Origin of the sequence: Streptomyces sp. NBC_00669 (assembly GCF_036226785.1) — a bacterium.
Lineage (GTDB): Bacteria > Actinomycetota > Actinomycetes > Streptomycetales > Streptomycetaceae > Actinacidiphila.
In genome coordinates this window covers 5,033,768-5,058,432 of the sequence record NZ_CP109018.1, presented here as the reverse complement: position 1 = coordinate 5,058,432, position 24,665 = coordinate 5,033,768, and the positions used below count along the sequence as shown (strand labels likewise).

At 72.0% G+C, this 24,665-nt stretch carries 17 protein-coding genes; 11 read left to right on the top strand and 6 right to left on the bottom strand.

What is annotated here, in order from left to right:
• Positions 1–258: 258 nt before the first annotated feature.
• The 3 genes from OG896_RS21150 (at position 259) to OG896_RS21140 (ending at position 3,798) form a co-directional block, all read left to right on the top strand.
• Positions 259–543: a hypothetical protein gene (locus OG896_RS21150; RefSeq protein WP_329367635.1), complete on the top strand. Its 285-nt coding sequence runs from the start codon at positions 259–261 to the stop codon at positions 541–543.
• 415 nt (positions 544–958) lie between these two features.
• On the top strand, positions 959–1,516 hold the full coding sequence (locus OG896_RS21145) for an SMI1/KNR4 family protein (protein WP_329367633.1): 558 nt from the start codon (positions 959–961) through the stop codon (positions 1,514–1,516).
• 161 nt (positions 1,517–1,677) lie between these two features.
• Positions 1,678–3,798, top strand: a complete 2,121-nt coding sequence (locus tag OG896_RS21140; protein ID WP_329367631.1) for a HEAT repeat domain-containing protein — start codon at positions 1,678–1,680, stop codon at positions 3,796–3,798.
• A 236-nt stretch (positions 3,799–4,034) separates the two neighbouring features.
• Here OG896_RS21140 and fxlM read toward each other — a convergent pair whose 3' ends face one another.
• A complete protein-coding gene (fxlM, locus tag OG896_RS21135) occupies positions 4,035–5,963 on the bottom strand; it encodes a methyltransferase, FxLD system (RefSeq protein ID WP_329367629.1) in 1,929 nt (642 codons plus the stop codon).
• A gap of 555 nt (positions 5,964–6,518) precedes the next feature.
• Here fxlM and OG896_RS21130 point away from each other — a divergent pair.
• The gene (locus tag OG896_RS21130) at positions 6,519–7,568 is read left to right on the top strand and encodes a polysaccharide deacetylase family protein (protein ID WP_329367627.1); all 1,050 of its coding nucleotides are present in this window, start codon (positions 6,519–6,521) and stop codon (positions 7,566–7,568) included.
• A gap of 305 nt (positions 7,569–7,873) precedes the next feature.
• On the opposite strand, the gene OG896_RS21125 is transcribed toward OG896_RS21130, so the two are convergent.
• Positions 7,874–8,728 carry an NmrA family NAD(P)-binding protein gene (locus OG896_RS21125; RefSeq protein ID WP_329367625.1) on the bottom strand — a complete coding sequence of 285 codons (855 nt, stop codon included), beginning with the start codon at positions 8,726–8,728 and terminating at the stop codon, positions 7,874–7,876.
• Positions 8,729–8,846: 118 nt separating this feature from the next.
• On the opposite strand from OG896_RS21125, the gene OG896_RS21120 reads away from it, so the two are divergent.
• Positions 8,847–9,254, top strand: a complete 408-nt coding sequence (locus OG896_RS21120; RefSeq protein WP_443057123.1) for a winged helix-turn-helix transcriptional regulator — start codon at positions 8,847–8,849, stop codon at positions 9,252–9,254.
• An 89-nt stretch (positions 9,255–9,343) separates the two neighbouring features.
• Here OG896_RS21120 and OG896_RS21115 read toward each other — a convergent pair whose 3' ends face one another.
• Positions 9,344–10,576: a Dyp-type peroxidase gene (locus tag OG896_RS21115; RefSeq protein ID WP_329367623.1), complete on the bottom strand. Its 1,233-nt coding sequence runs from the start codon at positions 10,574–10,576 to the stop codon at positions 9,344–9,346.
• A gap of 88 nt (positions 10,577–10,664) precedes the next feature.
• On the opposite strand from OG896_RS21115, the gene OG896_RS21110 reads away from it, so the two are divergent.
• Positions 10,665–12,020: a right-handed parallel beta-helix repeat-containing protein gene (locus OG896_RS21110; protein WP_329367621.1), complete on the top strand. Its 1,356-nt coding sequence runs from the start codon at positions 10,665–10,667 to the stop codon at positions 12,018–12,020.
• A 62-nt stretch (positions 12,021–12,082) separates the two neighbouring features.
• On the opposite strand, the gene OG896_RS21105 is transcribed toward OG896_RS21110, so the two are convergent.
• Entirely contained in the window at positions 12,083–12,787 is a 705-nt protein-coding gene (locus tag OG896_RS21105; protein ID WP_329374185.1) for a hypothetical protein, read from the bottom strand.
• 282 nt (positions 12,788–13,069) lie between these two features.
• Between OG896_RS21105 and OG896_RS21100 the strand changes: the two genes are divergently transcribed.
• Entirely contained in the window at positions 13,070–15,487 is a 2,418-nt protein-coding gene (locus OG896_RS21100; RefSeq protein ID WP_329367620.1) for an SdrD B-like domain-containing protein, read from the top strand.
• Positions 15,488–15,739: 252 nt separating this feature from the next.
• The gene (locus tag OG896_RS21095) at positions 15,740–16,252 is read left to right on the top strand and encodes a DinB family protein (RefSeq protein ID WP_329367618.1); all 513 of its coding nucleotides are present in this window, start codon (positions 15,740–15,742) and stop codon (positions 16,250–16,252) included.
• 52 nt (positions 16,253–16,304) lie between these two features.
• Here OG896_RS21095 and OG896_RS21090 read toward each other — a convergent pair whose 3' ends face one another.
• Positions 16,305–18,422, bottom strand: coding sequence for a cell wall-binding repeat-containing protein (locus OG896_RS21090; RefSeq protein WP_329367616.1), 2,118 nt, complete (start codon positions 18,420–18,422; stop codon positions 16,305–16,307).
• A gap of 401 nt (positions 18,423–18,823) precedes the next feature.
• Between OG896_RS21090 and OG896_RS21085 the strand changes: the two genes are divergently transcribed.
• A complete protein-coding gene (locus OG896_RS21085) occupies positions 18,824–20,461 on the top strand; it encodes an alpha-amylase family glycosyl hydrolase (protein ID WP_443057121.1) in 1,638 nt (545 codons plus the stop codon).
• 92 nt (positions 20,462–20,553) lie between these two features.
• On the opposite strand, the gene OG896_RS21080 is transcribed toward OG896_RS21085, so the two are convergent.
• Positions 20,554–21,738, bottom strand: coding sequence for a LacI family DNA-binding transcriptional regulator (locus OG896_RS21080; RefSeq protein WP_329367615.1), 1,185 nt, complete (start codon positions 21,736–21,738; stop codon positions 20,554–20,556).
• 261 nt (positions 21,739–21,999) lie between these two features.
• Between OG896_RS21080 and OG896_RS21075 the strand changes: the two genes are divergently transcribed.
• Together OG896_RS21075 and OG896_RS21070 are read left to right on the top strand one after the other, a co-directional pair.
• Positions 22,000–23,652 carry an ABC transporter substrate-binding protein gene (locus OG896_RS21075; RefSeq protein WP_329367613.1) on the top strand — a complete coding sequence of 551 codons (1,653 nt, stop codon included), beginning with the start codon at positions 22,000–22,002 and terminating at the stop codon, positions 23,650–23,652.
• A 31-nt stretch (positions 23,653–23,683) separates the two neighbouring features.
• Complete coding sequence (locus OG896_RS21070) at positions 23,684–24,664, top strand: ABC transporter permease (protein WP_329367611.1); 981 nt, start codon at positions 23,684–23,686, stop codon at positions 24,662–24,664.
• Position 24,665 lies beyond the last annotated feature (1 nt).

Sequence of the window (24,665 nt, the reverse complement as noted above, 5' to 3'; positions counted from 1 at the left end):
TGGCTCGCAAAGACACAGGTCAGCAGCGCCGAACGGGCGGGGCGCAGCAGACATCCTCAGGAAGTCACACAGCGACTCCCCGGCCTCGGGAGAACGCGCAGCGACGCCCTTCCCTCCTTGCGGCTTCCCCCGACGCCTGGGTGGGCGTCACCCGCCCCGCCAGGGGACTTGCGCCGCTAACCCCCGACTCCTCCAGAGTCCGCTCACCCAAATCCACCGCATGCCGTCCCCCGGCATGCACGACACCAAGGACTCGCCATGAGCACCACTGACGCCCATGACACCCACGACACCCATGCGAATGACCCGCAGTCCCGCGAAGCCGCTCCGAGCGAGCCGCACGCGCCGCACGCGCCGGACGCGCCGGAACAGGGCTCCCCGGACCGCACACGTGCACAGAGCACCCTGGCCTGGACCACGGTCGGGTGGTCCGCGGCCCTCTGCACCACCGGTGCGGTCCTCTCCCTGACCGGCCACCAGGAAACGGGCATTGCCCTGATCCGCGCCGGTTCCTTGGCAGGAGCCATCCGCATCCGGAAGTAAGGCACGACTCACTGGCCCCGCTGCCGGACGCGCCCCGTCCGGCAGCGGGCCACTGCCTCTGTGCGCCTCTCCACGTCGTTCGCGAAGCCTCTCCGCAGACCCTCGTCGAGGAGATACGCCGCCGGACGGCGCTCGATCCTGCTCAGGCCCTGGCGGAGGCGGTCCCGTTGGGGTCCGTGACCCGGTAGCCGCCAGTGGATGCTCTGGCTGGTCGTCGCCCCGACCTGTGTGTTCCGGTCGTCGTCAGTGCCCGCCGCTAGGTTCGGCAGTGCGGCAAACGAACTCCTACCGCTTCTCCAGACCAACTTCCGATGCATTGAACTCAATTGCGGCACTCCCCCGTACGGGAGTTCCACCGCTCCGCCCTCGACTCCGCAGAGATCCTCGCCATACGACTCACCTCGAAAGGGGCAGCGTGACCGAGTACCTGTCGCTCCTCGCGCGTGTACGCAGCAGAGCCGAGCAGCAATCCGCGGACCTTCCACCGTGCGTCAGTGAACAGGACATTGCGCAGGCCGAGTCCACTCTCGGTTTCTCCCTGCCACCGGTCTTGAGCGGGTTGTACCGCCATGTCGCCAATGGTGGCTTCGGGCCCGAGTACCTCCTGTTTCCGCTGACGGGCCAGGGGCGGACCGCAGTCGCCGAGTACGGGCCTCTCCGCACGACCACTTCTGAGTACTGGCCTCGCGGCGTCCTGCCGATCCTGGACTGGGGCTGCGGCATGTCCGCCGCAGTCGACTGCACACGACCCGAGGCCCCCGTCCTGCTCTTCGAGCCGAATGCCGTGACCGACAACTGGGCCGACGCCTGGTTTCAGGACTCGCCCTCCCTCGCTCGGTGGCTGACTTCGTGGCTGGACGGAACCGGCTGGTGGGAGGAGGAGGTCATGATGGCTGAGGACGCTCAGGAACCGCTCCCGTGGCCCGATGCGGCTCAACGTCTCACCGGAAGCGGACAAAGCGGCCAGCGGTAAGCGGTAGACGGCCCCGGTCGCGGGGGCCGGGCGGATGGAGCGGGGGCGAGCGGCGGTCGGCGGTCGGTGGTCCGGCCGATCGTGGCGGCCGATCGTGGGCGCGGATCGTGGGCGTGGAAAACGCCGAAGCCTTGGGATGGCTCGTCCGGCACGATGGCTCCATGTCCAGGACTCCCGAGCCTCAGCAGGCGGCGCACCCCATATCCGCAGCCTTTGCGGCGTTCGAGGCCGCGCTGGCGCCTGCGGCCGTGAACGGTCCGGAGTCCGACGACAAGCTCGTCGCCGCGCTGCGCGGCATGGACACCGCCGGCGAGGGGGCCACGGCGCTGCTCCTGCTCACCGATCAGCCGCGTGTGGTGCTGCGTCTTGACGAGGCCGTCCGCCGGACATCCGAGTACAGCTTCCGGCGCGGGCCCCGGGGCGGCCGGACAGAGGTGGACCCGTCCGCCCTCGCTGCGGACACGACCCCGCTGGGCATCGCCCTGGCTTCCTGCCATCCGGACGGGCGGATACGCGAACGCGCGGTGCGCAGAACGCACTTGCTGTTGAGGCAGCCCCAACCCCCGGTGGGGCTGGCACCGTTCCTCGTCCTGCGGACCGCCGACTGGGCGGGGCCGGTAAGGGATCGCGCCCGCGCCGCGCTGGCGGTGCTCCTGCACGAACATCCCAAGTCGCTGGTGCCCGCCGCCGCACCGCTCACCCTCCTGATCGTCCGGCGCGAGCGGGGAGACTTCGCGCGGCAGCAGCTGGTGAGCGCGTTGTTGTCCTCGCCCAGGACCGCTCTCTTCGAGCCGCTCCTCGCCTCGCCGGACAGGCGGCTGCGCCGGTTCGCCCTGCAAACGGCACTCGCGAGCCGTCGGCTCCCGCTCAGAACGCTGGTCGCGATCACCAAGCAGGACAGTGACCGCGAGTGCCGGGGGCAGGCGGCGGAAGCAGCCGTACGCGAAGCCGTATGGACCGAACAGACCGACCTGCTGCGGCAACTGGCGGCGAGCGTGCATCAGGACGTCCGTGTCCTGGCGCTCACCGGGCTTCTCAGAAAGGGGCTCGCGACAGAGGTCACCCCGTACCTCGGCGACACGTCGGCGCTCGTCCGCGCCGTCGCACGTGACGCCGCCCGCCGTACGGGCACGGACGCAGTCAGCTGGTACCGAACCGCGGTTCGCACACCCACGCCGGGGGCGATCGCCGGCCTCGCCGAGACCGGCCGCAAAGAGGACGCCGACCTGCTGGCTCCCTCGCTCGGCCACCACCACGCGCCCGTACGCGCCGCAGCCGTTCGTGGTCTTCGCGCGCTCGACGCGGTCCGCGTCGAGCGCACCGTCCCGCTGCTGCGCGACCCGTCCACGAAAGTGATCCGCGAGGCCACCACAGCCCTCCGTACCCGCCTCGACCAACTCCCTTCTGGCCTGACGGAGTTGCTTCTGTCCGACCGTGATCGCGCGGCCGTCCGACGCGCCGGATACCGCCTCCTCGACGAGCCCGACGCACTTCAGCGGCTCCGCACGAACCTCCGCATCGCCACCGACCCGGACCCCCGGCTCGCCCGGTGGGCCGCCGATACGGCCGCCGCGCTGATCCGCCACCTCCACTCTTCTCCCTGGCACGCCAGGACCGACGTCGTCCCCGCCTTCGACCCGACGGCCGACGAGCGGCGCGAACTGCTCGCGCTGACCGAGGCCGCCGCCCCGGTCCTCCCCCACCGGACCCGTCAACTCCTCCACGAGCAGCTCGAACCCGGTGCCCCCGCAACGGAACTGCTCAGAGTCCGGTACGGCCCGCACCCCGACACCAGGAACCCACTCCTGGCCGCGGAAGCCACCTTCGCCGCGGAAGACCCCCACGCAACCGTCGCCCTGATCCGCGAGGTCCTGCTCGCCGTCCTCCCGTACGCGGCCGGTTCGGCCGACGCATGGCCCGCCGAGGAGCAGTGGTCGGAGATCCTGCCGACCTGGTTCATACGGCGCTGCGCGCCCGAGGCCCCCGCCCGCCGGGGCTCCACGCCCGCTCGGCTCGCCCGGTCGCGCTGCCTGAGCAGGCAGCAGCGCGCGACCGCACCACAGACGGACGCGGTCGCCGACTGGCGGCTCCTGGACTGGATCAACCTCTTCGACCCCGACGGCATGGCCGGCAGCCGCACCTGGCGCTGGTGGGACGGCGGAGCCAGGGGGCACACCACCGGGTGGGTCCGCTTCGGCACCGACGGCCAGCCCTACGGTGGGCGCCAGGCCCTGCTCTGGCTGATCGAAGCCGCGGGCGGCCACGACGTCGAACTGCCATAACCCCAGGGTCGGGCGTCAGTTGGGAGCCGATCCCCGAACCTCCGCGAGGGCGCCCCATGCCCGCTCGGGCCAACCCCCTGACCTGCCACAGTGCCAAACGCCCCACCACCCGATCTTGGCCCGTATGCCGGTCCCGCACCCAGTTCAGGAAGCCGCCCTCGCCGGGCGGCACGGGTGATCGCGTCCGGGCTCGCCTCGTCCACGGCGCAGGGGTACCGCCTTCCACGGGCAGGCGGTCAGGGGCGGCGTGGTGACCAGTCGAAGACCAGGCAGCTCCGCGGCTTGCGCAGCACGTGTCCGGTGGGCAGTTCGGCGTCGGGGGTGTCGGCGGGGTGGACGGTCAGACGGGGGCCGGCGCCGTACCGTACGTCGCGGTCCCACGCACGCACCCGGTCCGCCAGCAGGTCGGACAGGGCGCGGGCGCGGGGGCCGAAGGCGTGGACGACGAACTCCCATACGGGCTGCGCCTCCTGAGGAAGCTCATGGGTCGGCTCCTGGGTCGGCTCCTGGACCGCCTCGTGGATCTTGACGTGGGTCAGATACGCGAGGGAGTGTCCTTGCGTGACCGCGGCGGCGTCGGCTCCGCTCGGCAGTTCGAGGTGCGCGGTGTCGGGATCGTCGGGGCCCCGGGTGAGGGACAGCCGGCAGAACCCCCGCACGGTGGTGGCGAGGAAGAGCTGAAGCGTGGCGAAGGGGACGCCGGACTCGATGGTGACCCCGGTCGGCGTGTCCAGGCGCGGCGTCGTCAAGGCGGCGTCCAGCCGGGCGGTGTCGGCGGGTTCGCCGTCCTCGAACCGCAACTGGGCCTTTCCATCGAGCAGTTGCACGACGGGTGTCCGCCGGCCGCCGATGCCCTGGTCGCGTACGAAGCCGCAGACCGTGAAGCCCTGGGCGACCAGCGTGTCGCCTTGCCGTTGGAAGGCGATCGCCCGGGTGTAGCCGCCGACCTCGAGCGGGACGACCAGGTGTCCGCCCTGGGCGAGTTGAGCGGTCCACGCGGGCGCGAGGTCCCAGCAGTTGTGGGTGAGGAAGATCGCGTCGAAGCCGGTTCGCGGCACGTGGTGCTCCGGTGCGCCGAGCGCGCCGTCGCCGAGGACGAGTCGCACCCGGCCGTAGCCCGCCTCGTCGGTGAACCGGCGCGCGCGGCGGATGACGTACGGGTCGATGTCGAGGCTGACGACCGTCCCCGTGGGGCCGACGATCTCCGCGAGCAGGGACGCCTTGTAGCCGCCGGAGCCGATCTCGAGGACCCGCATGCCGGGTGCGAGCCGGGCGTTCTCGATCATGTCGGCGTGCAGCCAGGCCGCGCTGACGGAACTGATCGCCCGCCCGTCGCCGTCCCGGCGGGTCACCACGGCCAGGTTGGCGTCGTACGCGGTCTCCAGGGGGACTTCGGGCGCGTAGCGGTGGCGGGGGACCGTACGGAACGCGGCCTCCACCAGCGGCGTACGCACGCATCCGTCGGCGACGATCGAGTCGACGAGCGCGTCGCGCAGCCGGACGGCGGCCGAGGGTTCTCCCGGTACGGGGACGGCCGCGACGGCGTGCGGGTAGCGGTGGGGCGGGTGGGCCGGGTCCAGGCTGGGCAGGACGCCGGGCAGGATGCCGGGCCAGACCGTGTCGAGCGCGTGGACGGCCGGCGCGGAGATCGGCCCGATGCCGGACAGGGTGTGCGGCTCGTGCCACTCCCATTCCCCTCGCGTGGAGTCGTACGGTTCGAGGCGCGCGAGCGTTCCGGACCAGGCGGTGACGCGGACCACCGCGGTCAGCCGAGGCACGCCGTGGGTGTCGTCGGCCACCATCGCCAGCAGGTGGGCGTGCGCGGGGTCGGCCCGCAGGCCGGTCCCCTCAGCCAGTTCGCGGACGGCCGCTTCCTCGAACGACTCCGATCCGCGGTTCTTCCCCCCGGCCGGCTCCCAGATGCCGTGCGGCGAACGGCCCAGCAGAATCCGTCCACTTGAGTCGGTGACGACCGCGTACGCCGCGGTCAGCGCCTGCGGGGAGGACGGGCCGTCCGGTTCGCCGCCCACCGCCAGGTCCCGATCTCCCGTTCCGGGAGCGGGAATTCGCTCGGACAGCACCGCCTGCTCGGCACCTTCAAGATGCTGGCGGCCCCGTTCGCGTGCGCGGTGGCCGTCCCGTTCGTCCTGCGTGCCGTGTCCCATGATCTGCCTAACTGGGCCACAGGGCAAGGGGTTTCGGCCACGGGAGGAGTGCCGGGTGGTGCCGCGCGCGTCGCGTTGCGGGTGGGAAGCGGTGGCCGTGGCCCTCCTACCCGGTGCCCGGGAAGAGTTCGAAACTTTCGAAGCAAGTCGTCGCCGATCGGTCGAACATCTCGCGTTGCACGGAAGGTCGTTGGAAAGATCTGGCGCATCAACCTTCTGGCCTGCGGAGTTGGAGGGGAGAAGATACTCCAGCTCTCCCGAATCATTCGTCATCAGTGCCGAAAGTGTTGACAGCGCTTGAGGGTTGGCCAACACTGGCGCCGTCGGCGGACCCCACCCGCCGGCTCGGGTCACCTCCCCACCCCGGCTCTCCGGTCGCCGAGCGCACGGCGGTCGTCGCGGTCGGGTCGCCGCGCGGCACACCACCGCGCGGCCGTCACACCGCTCGTCCACCACCGGTGACCCGCGCAGCGTCCCCTCGCGCTGCCTTCCCCCCACCCTTGATCAGGAGGAAGCGCCCTCATGAATCTTGCCCCGGCCCGATCGACGCGTCCCATGAGCACCAGACCCCACCTGAACACCGGACCGCACCCGACGACGCGCGCCCTGGTCACCGTGCTGGCGGCCCTCGCGCTGGCCGTGGCGGGCGCCTTCGCCCTCGGCGTCGGCGCGGCCCCGTCGAACGCCGCCACCTGCAACGGCTACGTCGGGCTGACCTTCGACGACGGGCCGTCCAACGACCACACCCCCGCCATCCTCAACGCCCTCAAGCAGAACGGGCTGCGGGCCACGATGTTCAACGAGGGCCAGTACGCCGCCGCGTATCCGGCCCAGGTCCAGGCCGAGATCAACGCCGGAATGTGGGTGGGCAACCACAGCTACACCCACCCGCACCTGATCCAGGAGAGCCAGTCGCAGATCGACTCGGAGCTCTCCCGCACCCAGCAGGCGATCGCCGCCGGGGGCGGCGGCACCCCGAAACTGTTCCGGCCGCCCTACGGCGAGACCAACGCCACCCTGAAGTCGGTCGAGGCCAAGTACGGCCTGACCGAGATCATCTGGGACGTCGACTCGCAGGACTGGAACGGCGCGAGCACCGACGCCATCGTGCAGGCCAACTCCCAACTCACCAACGGCCAGGTCATCCTGATGCACGAGTGGCCGGCCAACACGCTGGCCGCCATCCCGCGGATCGCGCAGATGCTGGCGGGCAAGGGCCTGTGCGCCGGCATGATCTCCCCGCAGACCGGCCGCGCCGTCGCCCCCGACAGCGGGAGCGGCGGCACAGGCGGTACGACAGGCGGCTCGACCGGCGGCACCACCGGCGGTACGGGCGGGGGCAGTTGCACCGCGACGCTTTCCGCCGGCGAGCAATGGTCCGACCGGTACAACCTCAATGTGGCGGTCAGCGGGTCCAGCAGCTGGACCGTCACCATGAACGTCCCCTCCCCCGAGAAGATCATCGCGACCTGGAACGTCAACGCGACCTGGCCCAGCAGCCAGGTGCTCACCGCCACTCCCAACGGCAGCGGCAACAACTGGGGCGTGACGATCCAGACCAACGGCACCTGGACCTGGCCCACCGTTTCCTGCCAAGCGTCCTGAGCCCTCCACCGTCACGCGTGGAGAAGGGCGCCCAGGACGACGGCAGGATCGACGTCCGGAGGTTCGGGCAGGCAGCAGCGGCGTTCGCGGCCCGGGCGGCGAACGCCGCCGCGGCGACGTCGCCGGTACGGGGCCGCGGCACGACCGTACGCGAACCCGCCGCCGGGACGGAGGCCGCGGATTACGCGGCGGCGAATCCGGCAGCAGCGGCCTCGGCGGCGGCGCGGCGCGGACCAGGTTGCGGCGGGCGAGTTCGCCGGTCGACTCGCCCTCGCCGCGTCAACGCACCGCGTCAACACGCCTCGTCAGCGCAGCGCGTCCGCGATCGCCTCGGTCAGCGGCACGGTCGGGCGCCCGAGCAGGCGCCGCAGGTCGCCGGAGTCGGTGAACAACTCGCCGCGGCTCATGGCGAGATCGGCGTCAACGAGGACGTCCGCCAGCTCGCCGGGCACGCCGGCGGCGGTCAGTGCCCGGGCGAAGGCGTCGGCCGGGAGGTCGGTGTACGTGATCGGCAGCCCGGTCGCCGCCGCGATCGCCTCGGCGAGCTCCGCCAGGGTGAACGCCTCGTCGCCGCCCAGCTCGTACACCTCGCCGGCTTGGCCCTCGGCGGTCAGCACGACCGCGGCGGCGGCAGCGTAGTCGGCGCGGGTCGCGGCACTGATCCGGCCCTGGCCGGCCGCACCGACGACAGCTGACTCGCTCAGCACCAGCGGGAGTTGAGCGGTGTAGTTCTCCAGGTACCAGCCGTTGCGCAGCATCACGCTCGGGACGCGCTCGCGCAGGTACTCCTCGGTGGCCTGGTGGGTGGCGGACAGCACGGTGGTGGAGGTGTCGGCGCGCAGCATGCTGGTGTACGCGACCAGGGTCACGCCCGCCGCCACCGCGGCGTCGATGGCGCGGCGGTGGTTGGCGACCCGCTCGTCCACGGTCGTGGTCGAGATCAGCAGCAGCTTGTCCGCGCCCGCGAAGGCCGCGGTGAGGCTGTCCGGCTCGGCGAAGTCGGCCCGGCGCGCCACGACGCCCCGGTCGGCGAGGTCCTTGATCCTGGCGACGTCCCGGCTGGTCGCGACGATGTCCGACGCCGGCACCCCGCGCGCCAGCAGTGCTTCGACGGTGAGCCGGCCCAGCTGTCCGGCGGCTCCGGTGACGACGATCGACATGGTGAAGTCCTTTCCTGCCGCGGGCCTCCCGCGGCACGAAACCCAGCGTGACCTGGTCACTCTCCTTTGGTAAGGAGCCACTTTCGGGTAAGGTGGCCACCCGGAGGAAAGGATCGAGGTGAGCGGTGTGACGACCGCCGAGGATGTGAGCGAGCCCATACGGTCCTGGGACCCGTACACGCGCGGCTGCCCTTCGCGTGACGTGCTCGACCAGATCGGCAGCAAGTGGGCGGTGCTCGTGCTGGGCGAACTCGGCAGGCACGGTGCGTGCCGGTTCACTGAGCTGCGGCAGCGGCTCGCGGGAGTGAGCGAGAAGATGCTCACCCAGACGCTGCGCACGCTGGAGCGCGACGGACTGGTCCTGCGGACCGTGTACCCGGAGGTGCCGCCGCGGGTGGAATACGCGTTGACGCCGCTCGGCGAGACGCTGCGGGCTCCCCTGAAGGCGCTCACCGAGTGGTCGGTGCGGTACATCGAGGACGTCCTCGCCGCCCGTGAGGAGTACGACGGCCGCGCAAAGCACTAGCCAGCCGGACCCAGCCGGACCCAGCCGGACCCAGCCGGCGCCACCCGGGCGAGGCGCGGCCGAGCGCCGCGAGCACGGCGGTGACCGGGTCAGGGGAAGAGCGGGGAACCCAGCGGGCGGCGGGAGTCGAAGCCGGGGAGGATCAGGAAGGTCGCGCTCGCGGTCGTGGTGGTGAAGCCCAGCAGCGCGTCGGAGTCGTCCATGTGGGTCAGGGTGCTGGTGAAGGTCCGGATGTCGTTCTGGAAGCTGATGAAGAGCAGGCCGGGCGCGGGTGAGTCGGTGCTGTAGGAGCGGCGGAGCATGAGGCCGGCGCCCACGGCGTTGGCGTTGGCGCGGCGTACGTGGGCGTCGGCCGGGATGAGGTAGCGCCCGTCGGGGGTCTTGGCGCCGAGGGACGGGTCCGAGGTGATGGTGCCGCCGGACAGCGGGTCGCCGGTGGCCCGGCGCCGGCCGAAGACCGCTTCCTGCTCGGCGACGGACAGCGCGGCGAACCGCGGCAGGTCGAGTTCCATCCGCCGCACCACGGCGATGGTGCCGCCCGCGACCGGGGCCGGTCCGGCCAGCCACAAGTGGCGGTCCTGCGCGGCGGTCGTGTGCGGGCCCACGATGCCGTCGATGAAGCCGAGCAGGTTGCGCGGTGCGGTGAGGGCCTTGTCCACGGCGATGTTCGGGCCGCGGTGGGCGGACTGGCGCCAGCGTTCGCGGAGGCGGTCGCCGGCCTGGTCCAGGAGCGCGGTGGCGACGACCGGTGGTACGAGGGCGTCGCTCGCGCAGACCTGTATCAGCAGGTCACCGCCGCGTGCCTGGGCGGCGATCCGCTCGCGGGAGAACCGGGGGAGGTCGGTGGTGCCGGGCAGCGACCGGCCGGCCATCCGGACCAGCCGGGGGCCCACCCCGATCGTCACGGTGAGATCGCCGGGCGGCAGGCCGAGCAGCCGGGCGTCGGACCCGTTGGCGAGCGCCCTTACGGTCGTGCCGAGTTCGGCCAGCAGCGGGCCGGCCTCCGCCGAGGCGGTCAGATCGGCCACCACGGCGAGCAGGTTGCTCTGGGCCGGCTGCGGGAGGGTGATGCCCGCCTGGTGCGCGCCCGTCGGCGGGACCGGCGCGGGCGAGGCCGCCGCGGCGGGGCCGGGCGCACCCGAGGAGGCCGAACCCGGCCCGCCGGAGAGCGACTTGGAAGAGCCCGACGTGGCAGAGTCCGACGTGGAGGAGTCGGACGCGGAGGAGTCCGCGGTGCACCCCGCGGCGAGACCGAAGGCCACCATGGCACCGGTCGCGTCCAGGAACCTGCGACGTGACGGGTGGTGATCGGGCGTGCGCATGATGTGCAGCGTGCCATACCCGCATCCCCGTACACCGCTCAACTCCCCAATTCCCGCGCGGATTTCACCGCCGTGCCAGACTGTGCCCATGCCTCGATCAGCACTTCGCGTGACGGCTGCGTTACTGGTCGCGCTGGCGCTCCTGGCCGGCTGCAGCAGCGGCGGTGGCGGCCATGGCGACGACGGAGCGGCCAAGGGGCGGCGGCCCAGCGGCACGCACGTGACGATCCGCGTGCCCGCCGACGCCCCGACCATCTCGGCCGCGGTGTCCCTGGCCCGGCCGGGCGACCTGGTGCTGGTCGCCGCGGGCGTCTACCACGAGTCGGTACGGATCGGCACGGCCCGCGTCACGCTGCGCGGCGAGTCCCGGCAGAAGGTCGTCATCGACGGGCGGTTGCGGCAGCCCAACGGCGTGGTCGTCGCCGCGCCCGGGGTGGCCGTGGAGAACCTCACCGTGGAGAACAACACCCAGAACGGGGTGCTGGTCACCGGTTCCGCGGCGGCGGTCGCCGGGCTGCCCGGGCAGAGCGGCGGCTACGACACCGGCGACGAGCCCGTGCACTTCCTGAAGTCGTTCCTGGTCTCGTACGTGACCGCGACCCGCAACGGGCTCTACGGCATCTACGCGTTCTCCGCGCAGAACGGGGTGATCGAGCACTCCTACGCCTCGGGCGGAGCCGACTCCGGGATCTACGTCGGGCAGTGCAAGCCGTGCGGGATCGTCGTACGGGACAACGTCGCCGAACTCAACGCGGTCGGCTACGAAGGCACCAACGCCAGCGGCGACATGTACGTGGTGGGCAACCGCCTCGCCGGCAACCGCGTCGGCCTGACCACCGACTCCGACCACCAGGAGAAGCTGCTCCCGCAGCGCGGCGCCGTGATCGCCGGCAACCTGATCGCGGACAACCAGCAGCCGCGTACGCCCGAACAGGCCGACGGGGGCTGGGGAATCGGCGTCGGGGTGGACGGCGGCAGCGGCAACCGGTTCGTGCACAACCGGATCACCGGCAACGCCGACGCCGGGTTCGTGATCACCGCGACCGCCGACCTGCCGCCGGACGGCAACCAGATCACGGAGAACACGTTCAGCGCCAACGGCGTGGACGTCGGCTGGACGTTCCCCAACGCCACGCAGGGGAAGGGCAACTGCCTGCGGGGCAACGTCCTCCACACCACCGCGCCCGCGCGTATCGCGGCGACCGCGTCCTGTCCGGTGCGGGCCGATTCGGCGACGCCGTCGGGCAGTTGGACCAGGCCGCAGGCACCGTCCGGCATCCCGTTCACCGACGTGGCCGCGCCCGGCCCGCAACCGCAGTTCCCGAACGCCACCACCACCGGGGCCACCCTCGTGCCGGCCGTTCCCGCGCTGCCGGACACCGCGCACGTCCCGCTGCCGTCGCCGTCGCTGCTCGCCACCGGCGCCCGGGTGCGGATCTCGTGAACGGGCCTACGGAGCAGCGCACTTGACGTCGGCCGCCGGGGAGCCAGGAGCCGGGAGCCCGGTTACGGCGACGGCGTGACACCCGGCAGCGGCCGGACCGCGACGTACTTCTGGGTGTCGAAGTCGATGACCACCGGTGCCGGCTCGGAGGCCACGCCGGCCCGTACCCGGTACATGGTCCCGTCCGCGCCGACCCAGTAGCGCACGCTGCCCGAAGTCCCCTGCCCGGAGCCGGACTTCGGACCGGTCATGACGACCACCTGGTGGCCGTGCACCGTGCCCTGGCCGACCCGCACGGCGCCGTTCTGCGGCAGCAGTTCGGCGTTGTCCGGGCGGTCGCTGCCGAGGCTGAGCGCGATGGCCAGCGAGCTGTCCAGGGAACTGCCGGCGCTCGTCAGCGGACGGCCGTACCAGCCGGAGGAGGGCGGCGACGCCGGTGCGACGGCCGGGGCGTTCGCCATCGGGTGGACGAGGACCGTGCCGGCGGTCCACTCGACCAACCCGTCGCTGGAGGTGTCCCGCCCGCTGCCGCGGACCACCCCGTACCCGATCCCGGCGCGGTAGTCGATGGACCCGGTGACGACCAGCCCGCCAGCGGTGCTCGGCACGGTGATCGTCACCGCGCGGCCGCCGGCCTGGTAGTTGCGGAACCGGGTGATCGCCAGACGGTTCGCCTCGTCCGAGGTCAGGGCGCGCCGGCCGGTGGAACCGCCGCCGCTGCCGCCGGCGAGTACGAACGCGGTTGCCGCGGCAGCCGCGAGGACCAGGGCGGCGGCCGCCCAGCGTAACCGCGTGCGCCGGGGGCGGCGGCTGCCCGCCGCGCGCCGCGGGAGACCCTTGGTGATTCTCACGCGGCGCGATGCTAACAGGTCTCCTGGGCGGGCCCCGCCGAAACTTTGTGTTTCCGGTGCATGACGCTCCGTCAACTTGTACCGTGGCGACCGAGTTTGCTGTGTCGACGTCGGCGGTCGGCGCCGACGTGGTCCGAACAAGGGAAAGCCATGCCATTACACAGGCTGGTGCGAGTGGGGCTCTCAGGTCTTCTCCTGATGGGCGCCGCCACCGGCACGGTCGTGACGAGCGCCGGACAAGCCGGCGCGTCGACCTCCGACGGCACCCTGACCGTCGAGGTGTTGAGGGACTTCTTCGGCACCGGCGTGATCAACGCCACCACGGACGTGCCGCAGCGGGGCATGAAGGTCGATGTCACCGATGCCGCCGGCCACCACGTCACCGGAACCACGGACGCGACCGGCAAGGTCGTGGTACCGCCGTCGGCCGAACTGACCGGCGGCCGCTACCGCGTCGACGTCACCGTCCCCGCGCCGTACAGCGCCTATCTGCGGGCCGCGCCCGCCTCGACCGCGCAGAACCACTTCGACAGCTTCACCAGTTTCGTCGACGTCTCGGGCGGCAAGGACGCCTCGGTGATCACCGGCGTCTGGGACGCGGCCGACTACACGCTGCCGGACTCGCGGTACTACGTACCGATCCAGAGCGGTGGCAAGGGAACCGACACCCGGGCGCTGGTGGCGTTCGGCACGGACGTGCGGGGCTCGTGCCCCACCGACGCGTCGTGCCCGACCGCCCTGGACACCCAGGCCGAGGTGGGCACCACGTTCGGGCTGGCGTACGACCGGTACCGCGGGCGGCTCTTCCAGAGCGCGTTCGCCCGCCGCTACGCCCCGTACGGGCCGGACGGCGGCGGCGCGATCTACACCGTCCCGGTCGACGGCGGGGACGCGAAGCTGTTCGCGACGGTGCCCGGCGCCGCCGTGACAGCGCACGACACCGGCGACATGATCAAGGACCCCGGGTTCACCGAGGCCCCGGGCAAGGAGAGCATCGGCGGGGTGGCCCTGTCGGAGGACGGCTCGACGCTCTACGCGGTGAACCTGCTCACCCGCACTCTGGTGAGCTTCGACGCGACGGGGTCGACCGCTTCGGCGCCCAAGGCCACGGTGCCGATCCCGGACCCGGGCTGCGCGGCGTCCAGTGACTGGCGGCCGTTCGCCCTCGCCGTCCACGACAACAAGCTGTACGTCGGCGGCGTGTGCGACGCGGAGAGCACGAAGGCGCGCTCCGACCTGAAGGCCGTCGTCTCCACGTACGACGGCAAGCGGTTCGACACCGTGCTGACCCAGCCGCTCGGCTTCGAGCGCGGGACCGTCTTCACCGGTATCGGCAACACCGACCAGGCCACCCACTGGAACCCGTGGGACACCAGCATCGCGACGTGGGACCAGCGGGCGGCGTCGGGCACCACCTACATCGACCCGCAGCCGGAGCTGTCCGGACTCGCCTTCGCCAACGACGGTTCGATGGTGCTGGGCTTCCGCGACCGGTTCATGGACGTCCTCGGCGCGAACGGGCTGGACCCCCGCCCGGGGAACAACACGCCGGAGTTCGGCATGTCCGGCGGCGACATCAACATGGCCTGCGCCGTTCCCACCGGTGGGTACGCGTGGGAAGGCACCGGCGGCTGCCCCAACAACGCCACCCCCGCCAACGACGACAACGAACCCGGCTCCGTCGTCGAGTACTTCCCGGGTGACTTCTTCTCCGGCGGCCACCAGGAGACCGCGCTGGGCGCCGTGGCCCACATCCCGCGGGAGCCGTCGGTCGTCAGCACGGAGTTCGACCCGACGGTCAACGTCGAGACCGACGGGACGGGTTACTACGACCTCGCCACCGGCCAGGGCCCGGGCAACGGCACCTCCACCAACGCGTACCAGTTCGTCGGCCAGGAGCAGAACGGCTTCGGCAAGGCCGGCGGCCTCGGCGACATCGCGTACGCCGCGGCGAACGCGCCGATCCAGATCGGCAACGTGGTCTGGTACGACGGCGACCACAACGGCATCCAGGACGCCGGGCAGGTGCTGCTGCCGGGCGCGACGATCAACCTGCTCGACGCCCACGGCAAGCAGGTCGCCACGACCACGACCGACGCCGACGGCGAGTACTACTTCGGCGGGGTCGGTGCCGACTACCAGCTGACACCGGGCGCGAAGTACACGGTGGAGTTCGACGTGTGCACCGCGGACACCAGCGACGTGCCGGGCACACCGGGGGCGGACAAGCTGCGCTTCACGCTCCCGCTGGCCGGCAAGGACCGGGCGCACGACTCCAACGTGGTCCCGCCGACCACCGGCCGGTTGTGCGACGGCACCGCGCCGGTCACGGCTCCCGCGCAGGCGGGAGGCGTGGACCACACGATCGACGCGGGTGTCTACATCCCGAAGAAGACGCCGCCGACCTCGCCGCCGCCGACGTCCTCGTCCCCCACATCCGCCCCGACACACAGCTCGGCGCCCACCAACCAGGCTTCGAGCAGCCCGAGTTCGGGCTCCCTCGCCGCCACCGGCCTGTCCGGCTTCGCGGAGATCATCGCGGTCGTCGCCCTGCTGGTCTGCTCGGGTGCGGTGATGGCCTACGTGAGCCGAAGGCGACACGCCGGCCACCACTGACAGCCGTACGTACCCCACAGGCGGGGCGGTGCACCACGCACCGCCCCGCCGCCATGTCCGGGTACGCGTACGCGAGCGGGCAGGAGTCCCGGGCCGGAGTTGTCGTACCCCCGCGGTAGCGTCGAGGGCGTAGGCAGGTTCACGCTGTGCGGTCGACGGAGGCGCGCGGATGACGAGCACGACAGGCGAGCCGGTGGGGGTGCTGCCCCAGGTGCTGCCCGCACGGCGCCCGGGCCTCCTGTGGGCCGCCCGGTGAACGCCGAACTCACGGCGCTCAAGGGCGCCCTGGACCAGCAGCGCGGGCACATCGTCGGGAACCTCGAAGGGCTCTCGGCGGAGGACCTGCGGCGGCCGGTGCTGCCGAGCGGCTGGAGCTGCCTGGAACTGCTGCGCCACCTCACCGTGGATGTCGAGCGCTTCTGGTTCCCGGGGGTGATCGCCGGAGAGCCGGACGTGGCCGCACAGCTCACGACGGGCGCCGAGACGCACTGGTACGTCCCCGAGGGCATGAGCGCCGAGGAGGCCCTCGCCGACTACCGGGCGGCCATCGAGCGCGCGGACGCCGTGCTCGCCACCGCCGTGCCCGAACAGGAGCCCGCCGCCTGGCCGGTGGAGATCTGGCCGACCTGGCGGCTGCCTGACGTCCGGCACATCGTGATCCACGTGCTCACCGAAGTCGCCTGCCACAGCGGTCACTTGGACGCGGTACGCGAGCTGGTCGACGGCCGCACCCGGCTCGGCGGCAACCCGTACGGGAACGGTTAGCCCCGGTGGGCCCGGGTGTCGCGGCCGGGCCCACCGGGAGTCGTGAGGCGGTTCAGCGGGTGCGGTCGTCCTTCGCGGGCAGCGTACGGCCGTTCGGCGCGGGCAGGTGGGCGCCGCGGGTCTGCACGGTCAGCGACGGACGGTCGGCGGCCGACGCCTCGGACCCGGGGCCGTGGACGGTCGGCAGCGCCTTCGTGACGGCCTTCGATGACGTGCCGCCGGCGGGCGCGGCCGGGGCGGCGCCGCCGGCCCACCACACGGTGGTCAGCTGCGCGCTGCTGATGCCGATCGCGTCGCCGATGCCGGCGCGGGCGGCGGGCGCGTACGCGTCGTTGCCGCCGAAGGTCGCCACCTCCTGGACGCTCGCGGACTCCTTGGTGAGGTAGCCGGAGGTCAGCGAGGACAGCGCGTCCGCGCCCGACCACAGGGTCGGGCCGTAGATCGCCGTCACCGCGTTGCCGGTCACCGCGTTGGACCAGGTCGAACCCCCGTCCACGGTGGCGATGTTGGGCGCGGTCCACCAGAAGTTCGCCAGGTTGACCGCGGTCTGCTCGTACGAAGTGCCGCTGACGTCGTAGAACTGCCACTGGTCGGCCAGCGGCGTGTTCTCCAGCGCCGTCCTGGCGTTGGCGCCCACCGACACCAGCCCGGTGGTGTCCGGGTCCAGCGAGTTGAGGTACGTCTTGACCGCGGCGGGAATGGTCGTGCCCTTCACCAGCAGCACCACGCCGAGTCCGTGGAAGCCGAGCGCGCCGGCCGCGGTGGAGGCCGAGACCGGGTCGTGGTAGTCCATGCCGTCGGCGACGAACACCCAGTCGGGCTTCTTGGTGATCTGCGTGGCGGTCCGGGCGGAGACCGACGCGAGGTCGGCGCCGTCCATCCGCAGTGCGGTGTAGCCGAGCGCGGTGATCTGGGAGGACACCGTGGAGCTCAACTGCGATGTGTTGCCCTCCAGGTAGACCGTGCTGCCCTTGGGGAGCGTGCGCTTGAGTTCGGCGCTGGCCGTGGCGTCCAGCGAGCCGCCGGCCGTCAGCACGATCGGGCCCTGCTTCTCCGCTGCCAGCGAGATCGCGGGGGTCGCGTAGGTGGCGTTGGCCTTGTTGACCAGGACCGCCGAGTGCGCGGTGATCAGGCCGGGTACGTGGGCCGCGCCGGTGGTGTCGAAGGTGAAACGGGACGCGGCCTGGTCGATGGTGATGCCGCCGGTGCCGTACACCCGGTCCAGGGTGTTGTTGCGGACCGGTTGCCAGGCCGGCTTGGTGCTGCCGGCGCTGACGACGGTGCTGCTGCCGTCGCTCAGGTCGAGGATCTTGGTCGACGTGGAGCCGGTGGCGCCGGTGGAGCCGGTGCCCCGGGCCGACGGGTCGGTGGCGGCGTAGGCGATCCGCCCGCCGGCCGGGTCCCAGGACGGGTCGGTGTGGTTCACGGCGTCGGTGGTGACCTGCTGGACGCCGGTGCCGTCGGCGGCCGCCGTGAAGATCTGGCTGAGTCCGTCGACGACCCGGGTGAAGGCCAACCGGCCCCCGTCCGCGGAGAACGCGGGGTCGGCGCCGTCGGGCACGATCCGCCGCACGGTGTTCGTGGCCGGGTCCAGGGTCCAGATGTCCGACCCGTCCGTGCCGCAGGTGGAGCGGGCGAAGGCGAGCGGACCGAGGATGCTCGCGCTCGGGTGGACGTCGCAGCTGCCGGCCGGCGGCTGGTTGGCGCCGGTGAGCAGCGGCTGCTGGCCGATCGACGCGTCGGAGGGTCCGTAGTACAGCTCCTCGCCGGTGCTGGTGACGATGTCGCTGCCGTCGAGCCAGAAGGTCGCGTCGGTGTACTGCGTGCCGGACGCGCCCTGCGGCCACTCGGTGGTGACGTGCGAGGCGTCGCCGGCCAGGCGAGTGCTGGTGAGCCGGGTCGGGAGCTGCCCGCCGGCCACCAGACGGCTGCCGTCGGGCGCCCAGTTGGCGGACAGGCGGCCGGTGTTGGGCAGGTGCGGCACGGTGGCGGCGCCGCTGCCGTCGGCGCCGGCGGTCGTCACGCCGGAGCCGTCGACGACCGAGATCAGGCCGGTCCCCGCGGCGATCGGCATCGCCCCGGCCCGCGGTGCGGTCGCACCCAGAATGCCGGCCGCCAGCGAGGCGGCCGAGGTGATCGCCGCGAGGCCGCGGCGGGTACGAACTCTCAAGTGGAGCCCCCCAAAGACGCGATGCGGTGAGGCATCGACATACGGTGTGTGCGCCGTCAGGCCCGACCCCCCGGCCCCCGTGGTCGTCGGCGCGTCCCCCGGCGTGCGCCCGTGTCCGCGCGCCGCCACTCCTGACGATCTCCTGTCGGCTCGTGGACCCTATGGCGGCCCGCCGGTTCGCGACCGGGGCGTACGGTCGAACTCCTGGTGAACATCCGGGCGAGCCGTACCGTACGCAGCCACTCCGTCCGGCACGGAGCAGCGCGGGCCGTCCGGCACGGAGCGGGCCGTCCGTTCCACGGTCGGGGCGCCGCCGGACCGCCGCAGGTCAGGCGCCCCGCACTCGCTTGTATGCGCTTACATACGGTCGTACAATCGCAGCCTTCGACGAAAGGGCTCCCGTGCGGTTCAACGGACAACGCAGTGACAACGCACCCGAGGGCGCGCATCGGAACCCACCGCCCTGGCTCGCCGATGCCGTGCTCTACCAGATCTATCCGGCCACCTTCGCCGACTCCGACGGCGACGGCATCGGCGACCTGCGCGGGGTGCGGGAACGGCTGGACCACCTGGCCTGGCTCGGCGTCGACACGCTCTGGCTCAGCCCCTGCTTCGCCTCGCCCTTCGGTGACGGCGGCTACGACATCACCGACTACCTCACCGTCGACCCCCGTTACGGCACCAACGAGGACGCCGACGCGCTGATCGGGGCCGCCCGCGAGCGCGGGATGCGGATCATGCTCGACCTCGTCCCCGGGCACACCTCGCACCAGCACCCGTGGTTCCTGGAGGCCGTCGAGAACCCGGACGACCACCGCTACATCTGGTCCGACCGCCTCGCCTCCCCGGTGCGCGGCTGGATTCCCAACCACGCGGCGCGCGGCGGCTACTACCTCGCGAACTTCTATCCCATCCAGCCCGCCCTGAACTTCGGCTACGCCCGGATGGACCCGGCCGAGCCGTGGCGGCAGCCGGTGAGCGCGGAGGGCCCTCAGGCCAACCGCGCCGCGCTGCGGGAGATCATGGGGTACTGGTTCGACCGCGGCGTCTCCGGCTTCCGCGTCGACATGGCCGCCTCCCTGGTCAAGGACGACCCCGGGCTCGTGGAGACCGGCCGGCTCTGGGCGGAGATGCGGGACTGGATCGACCGGACCCACCCCGGGTGCATCCTGCTCTCCGAGTGGGGCGACCCCAAGACCGCCGTACCGGCCGGGTTCCACGCGGACTTCTTCCTGCACTTCACCGGGCAGGCGCTGCGCTCGCTGTGGGACAACGGCACCGGCAGCCAGGGCGGGTGGGCCGACGGCCGGCCCTGCTACTTCGACCCCGAGGGCCGGGGCACGATGAGCACCTTCCTGGCCGCCTGGCGCGAGGCCGACGAGGCGATCGACGGCGCCGGCCATGTCGCCCTGCCCACCGCCAACCACGACTTCTCCCGGCTGACCTGCGGCCCCCGCACCCGCGACATGGTCGCGCCCGCCTTCGCCTTCCTGCTCACCTGGCCGTCGCTGCCGGTCATCTACTACGGCGACGAGATCGGCATGCGATACGTCCCCGGGCTGCCGGACAAGGAAGGCAGCCAGCTCGACGGCGAGGCGCGCCAGGGGTCCCGTACCCCGATGCAGTGGGACGGCTCCGCGAACGCCGGCTTCTCCACCGCGCCCCAGGACCGGCTCTACCTGCCCGTCGACCCCGACGAGCAGCGGCCCACGGTGGCCGCCGCCCGGGCCGACGACGGCTCCCTGCTGCACCACGTCCAGCGGCTGATCGCGCTGCGCAAGGCGACGCCCGCCCTCGGCACCGGCGGCACGGTACAGGTGCTGCACCGCGACTACCCCTTCGTCTACCTGCGCGGCGACCGCCACCTCGTGGTGATCAACGGGCGCCGCGAGCCCGCGACGGCCCCGTGGCCCGCCACCGGCTCCGCCCCCCGCCCGCTCGCCGTCCACGGCGTCGACGTGACCGCGTCCGGCATCCAGGCCGCGGGGTTCTCCTACGGTGTCTACGAACTCGCCCCGGACACGGTCCTGAACGTCTGAGGGCCGCGGGGAAAGGGGAGTCGGCGTCCGGCACGACCCGGGCGCCGCTCCCCGCGCCGCCCGCCCCTACCCGCGCCGCCCGCCCGTATCCGCTACCCGCGCCGCTGCGCCGGCACGGACTCCCCGCAGCCGCAGCTCGCCCGCAGCAGCAGCGAGACCGGCAGCATCAGGGCGTGCGGCTCGCGCTGCGGTGCGCCGATGCGGTCCACGAGCAGCGCGACCGCCTCCTCGCCGATCCGCCGGCTGGGCTGGCGCACGGTGGTCAGCGGCGGGTGGGCCATCGCGCTGAGCGGGATGCCGTCGAACCCGGTCACCGCGATGTCCTCGGGGACACGGATGCCGTGCGCGGAGAACTCCTCCAACGCCCCCACCGCCATCTGGTCGTTGGCCAGTATCAGCGCGTCGGGCAGCCCCGCCGCCCCGCGCGAACCGGAGCCCGAACCGGAGCCCGAACCGGACCGCGAACCGGACCGCGAACCGGAGCCCGACCCCGATCCGGCCCCTTCGACGAGCGCCCTTGCGGCGTCCCGCCCGGCGACGCGCGTGAGGTCGCCGCGCCGGACCGGCTCGGGCGGCACCGGCAGGCCGGCCTCGCGGCAGGCGTCCTGGTACCCGAGGAAGCGCGCCTCGGCGTCGGGGGAGTCCGAGGGTCCGCCGACGAACGCCAGCTCGGTCAGGCCGTGTTCCTCGATCAGATGGCGCGTCAGTTCCTTCTGCCCGCCGCGGTTGTCGACCTGGACGTTGTCGAGGTGGTCCAACTCGGGCGGCCCGGCCAGCATGACCACCGGCATCCGGCGGGAGACCGTCTCCAGTTCCTTCGCGTCCACGGTCCGGGACATGACCGCGAAGCCGTCGACGTGTCCGGCCAGCGTGGCGACCAGGCTCGTCGGCCCGTCCCGCAGCGAGGCCGCGATCAGCAGGGCGTAGCCGCGGCTGCGGGCGGCGCGCTCCATGCCGCGGATGATGTGGTCGGCGTAGAGGGTGGCGGCGTTCTCGTCACCGTCGCCCGGGGCGTCGCTCTCGGGGTCGGTGTAGTCGGGGAAGCACAGGCCGAGGATGCCGGTGTTCCGGCTGGCCAGCCCGCGGGCGCTGCCGCTGGGGACGTAGCCGAGGTCGCGGGCGGCGGCGAGCACCTTCTCGCGGGTGGGCGCGCGCACCGCGTCGGGCGAACGGTAGACCCGGGACACTGTGGCGATCGACACACTCGCGCGCTCGGCGACGTCGTAGACCGTCGGCGTACCGGTCGTGCCCGACGCCGGCTTCCGCGCAGTGGCCACCTGATGCTCCTCTTCCGGTCAGCGTGTGCACGCCCGTTCCCGTATGCGCATACACGCAGGAACCACACCGTACCCTCCCCGGCCGCGCGGCGGCCGCCGGCACCCTCGCGGTGCGGTCGGCGCGGGCCCGGAGGTGGTCCGCAGTTCACAGTCCCGGAACCTTGCGGAAACGAAATGTATGCGCATACAGTGCGGAAAGCGCAGGACAGGAGCCTGCGCCCTCCCTCCTCGGAGGGCCTCAAGGGAGAGGATCGCCCGACCATGACGCGTGCCAGCGGGAGACGGCTGAGGGCCGCCGCCGCGTTCGGGGTCGCCGCCACACTCGTCGCCACCGGATGCTCGGTCTCCGTGAAGTCCGGCACCTCGAATGTCGGCCCGACCACCCTGCTGGTCGGGGGTGCCGACAACGGCACGCCGGCCCTCTTCAGGAACTTCAACCCGTTCTCGCCGAACAAGCGCAACCTGACGACGTGGATGTACGAGCCGCTGGAGGTCGTCAACAACCTCGACGGCAAGGAGACGCCGTTCCTGGCCACCGGCTACACCCAGCCGAACGCCAGGACGGTCGACTTCCACATCCGGCAGGGCGTGCGCTGGTCGGACGGCAAGGCGTTCACGGCGGCCGACGTGGCCTACACCTTCGAGCTGCTGCGCAGCCACCCCGCGCTGGACACGGGCGGCGTCTGGCAGCACATCGCCTCGCTGTCGGTCAGCGGCGACCACGTGGTGTTCCACCTGAAGAACGCCGACGTCCCCGCGGCGAAGGTCATCGAGGCGACGCTCATCGTGCCGGAGCACATCTGGCGCGGCGTCAAGAACCCGGTGACGTACACCGATCCGAACCCCGTGGTCACCGGCCCGTACACGCTGGCCCGCTTCACGCCCAACCAGTACACCCTGGCCAAGAACGACCGTTACTGGCAGGCCGACAAGGTCGCGGTCCAGAAGATCGTCGTGCCGGGCTCCAGCCCGGACCTGGCCATCGCCACCCAGGGCTACGACTGGGCGTACTCCTTCTTCCCGAACGTGGACAACACCTGGGTGAAGGCGGACAAGACGCACCACAGCTACTGGTTCCCGCCGGGCGGCATCGTCGGGCTGCTGCCCAACCTCACCAAGGCGCCGTTCGACAATCTCGACTTCCGCACCGGCCTGTCGCTGGCGCTGGACCGCCAGCAGATCGCCGACAAGGCGGAGCAGGGCTACGTGAAGGCGGCCAGCCAGACCGGTCTGCTGCTGCCCAACGAGAAGGCGTCGCTCAACACCGCCATCCCGAACCAGGGGATGGTGGCCCAGAACACCTCGGCCGCGCTCGCCGCCTTCGCCAAGGCCGGCTACACCCAGCGCGGCGGCAAGCTGGTGAACAGCGCGGGCAAGCCGCTGAGCGTCAACCTCACGGTGCCGGACGGCTGGGCGGACTGGATGCAGGGCGCGCAGGAGATCATCCAGCAGCTCCGCGCGGTCGGGATCACCGTCAAGCTCGACAAGCCCCAGCCCGCCGCCTACCAGCAGTCCCTGCAGAACGGCGACTTCGACCTGGCGCTGGGCACCGTCGGCGGCTCCGGCTCGCTCTACCAGGACTACAACAACCTGCTGAACTCGGCCTTCAAGAAGCCGGTGGGCACCTCCACCGCGTCGAACTACCAACGCTACGGCGACCCGGCGACCGACGCGCTGCTGGACCGGTTCAGGACCACCACCGACCCGGCCGAGCAGAAGCGCCTGGCCGATCAGCTCCAGAGCGTGGTGTACCAGCAGTTGCCGGAGATCTCGCTCTTCTACGGCGGGCTGTGGGGCCTTTCCAGCGACAAGAAGTTCACGGGCTGGCCCAGCCCGCAGAATCCGTATGCGTCCTTGATGACCTGGGGTTCCACCCCACTTCTGGTGATGACGCATCTGCGGTTGGCGCAGTAGGCGACCGCGGAAGGGACGAGGAGAACCCCTCATGCGCTACATCCTGCGCAAGTTCGGGCTGCTGCTGCTCACCATGTGGGCGGCGGTCACGCTCAACTACGCGCTTCCCCGGCTGATGCCGGGCTCGCCGGCCGACGCGGCCGTCGCGAAGCTCTCGCAGAACGGCCCGGTGGCACCGTCCACCCGGGCCGCGATCGAGGCCCAACTGGGCGTGCCCAGCGGCAGTTGGTGGCACCAGTACGTGGAGTACCTGAACACCGTGGTCCACCTGCGGTTCGGGGTGTCCTACACCTTCTTCCCGCAGTCGGTCTCCGGCATGGTGGGCCAGGCGCTGCCCTGGACCCTGGTGATGGTCGGCCTGGTGACCGTGCTGGCCTTCGTCGTCGGCTCGTTGATCGGCGTGGCCGCGGCGTGGAAGCGGGGCACCTGGCTGGACTCGCTGCCCACCCTGTCCGGCGCGTTCCTCGCGGCGTTCCCCTACTTCTGGACCGCGCTGCTGCTGGTCTTCTTCGTCGGCTACGTCTTCGGCTGGTTCCCGACCTCGGGGGCGTACTCCGCGGACGCGGTGCCGAACTTCTCGCTGGACTTCCTCGGCGACTCGCTCTACCACGCGGTGCTGCCGGCGCTGACGATCCTGCTGACCTCGCTCGGCGGCTGGATACTCGGCATGCGCAACACGATGATCGGCACCATCGGCGAGGACTACGTGACCTTCGCCGAGGCCAACGGCCTGCGCGGGCGCACCGTCGCCCTGCGCTACGCGGCCCGCAACGCGCTGCTGCCCAACCTCACCGGCTTCGGCATGGCGCTGGGCGGCGTGGTCGGCGGTTCGCTGCTGGTCGAGCAGGTCTTCAACTACCCCGGTGTCGGCCATCTGCTGTACAGCGCGGTGACCAACCACGACTACCCGCTGATGCAGGCGCTCTTCCTGATGATCACGGTGTGCGTGCTGGTCGCGAACTTCATCGTGGACGTCCTCTACGGCGTCCTCGACCCCCGGACCAGGCGGTGAC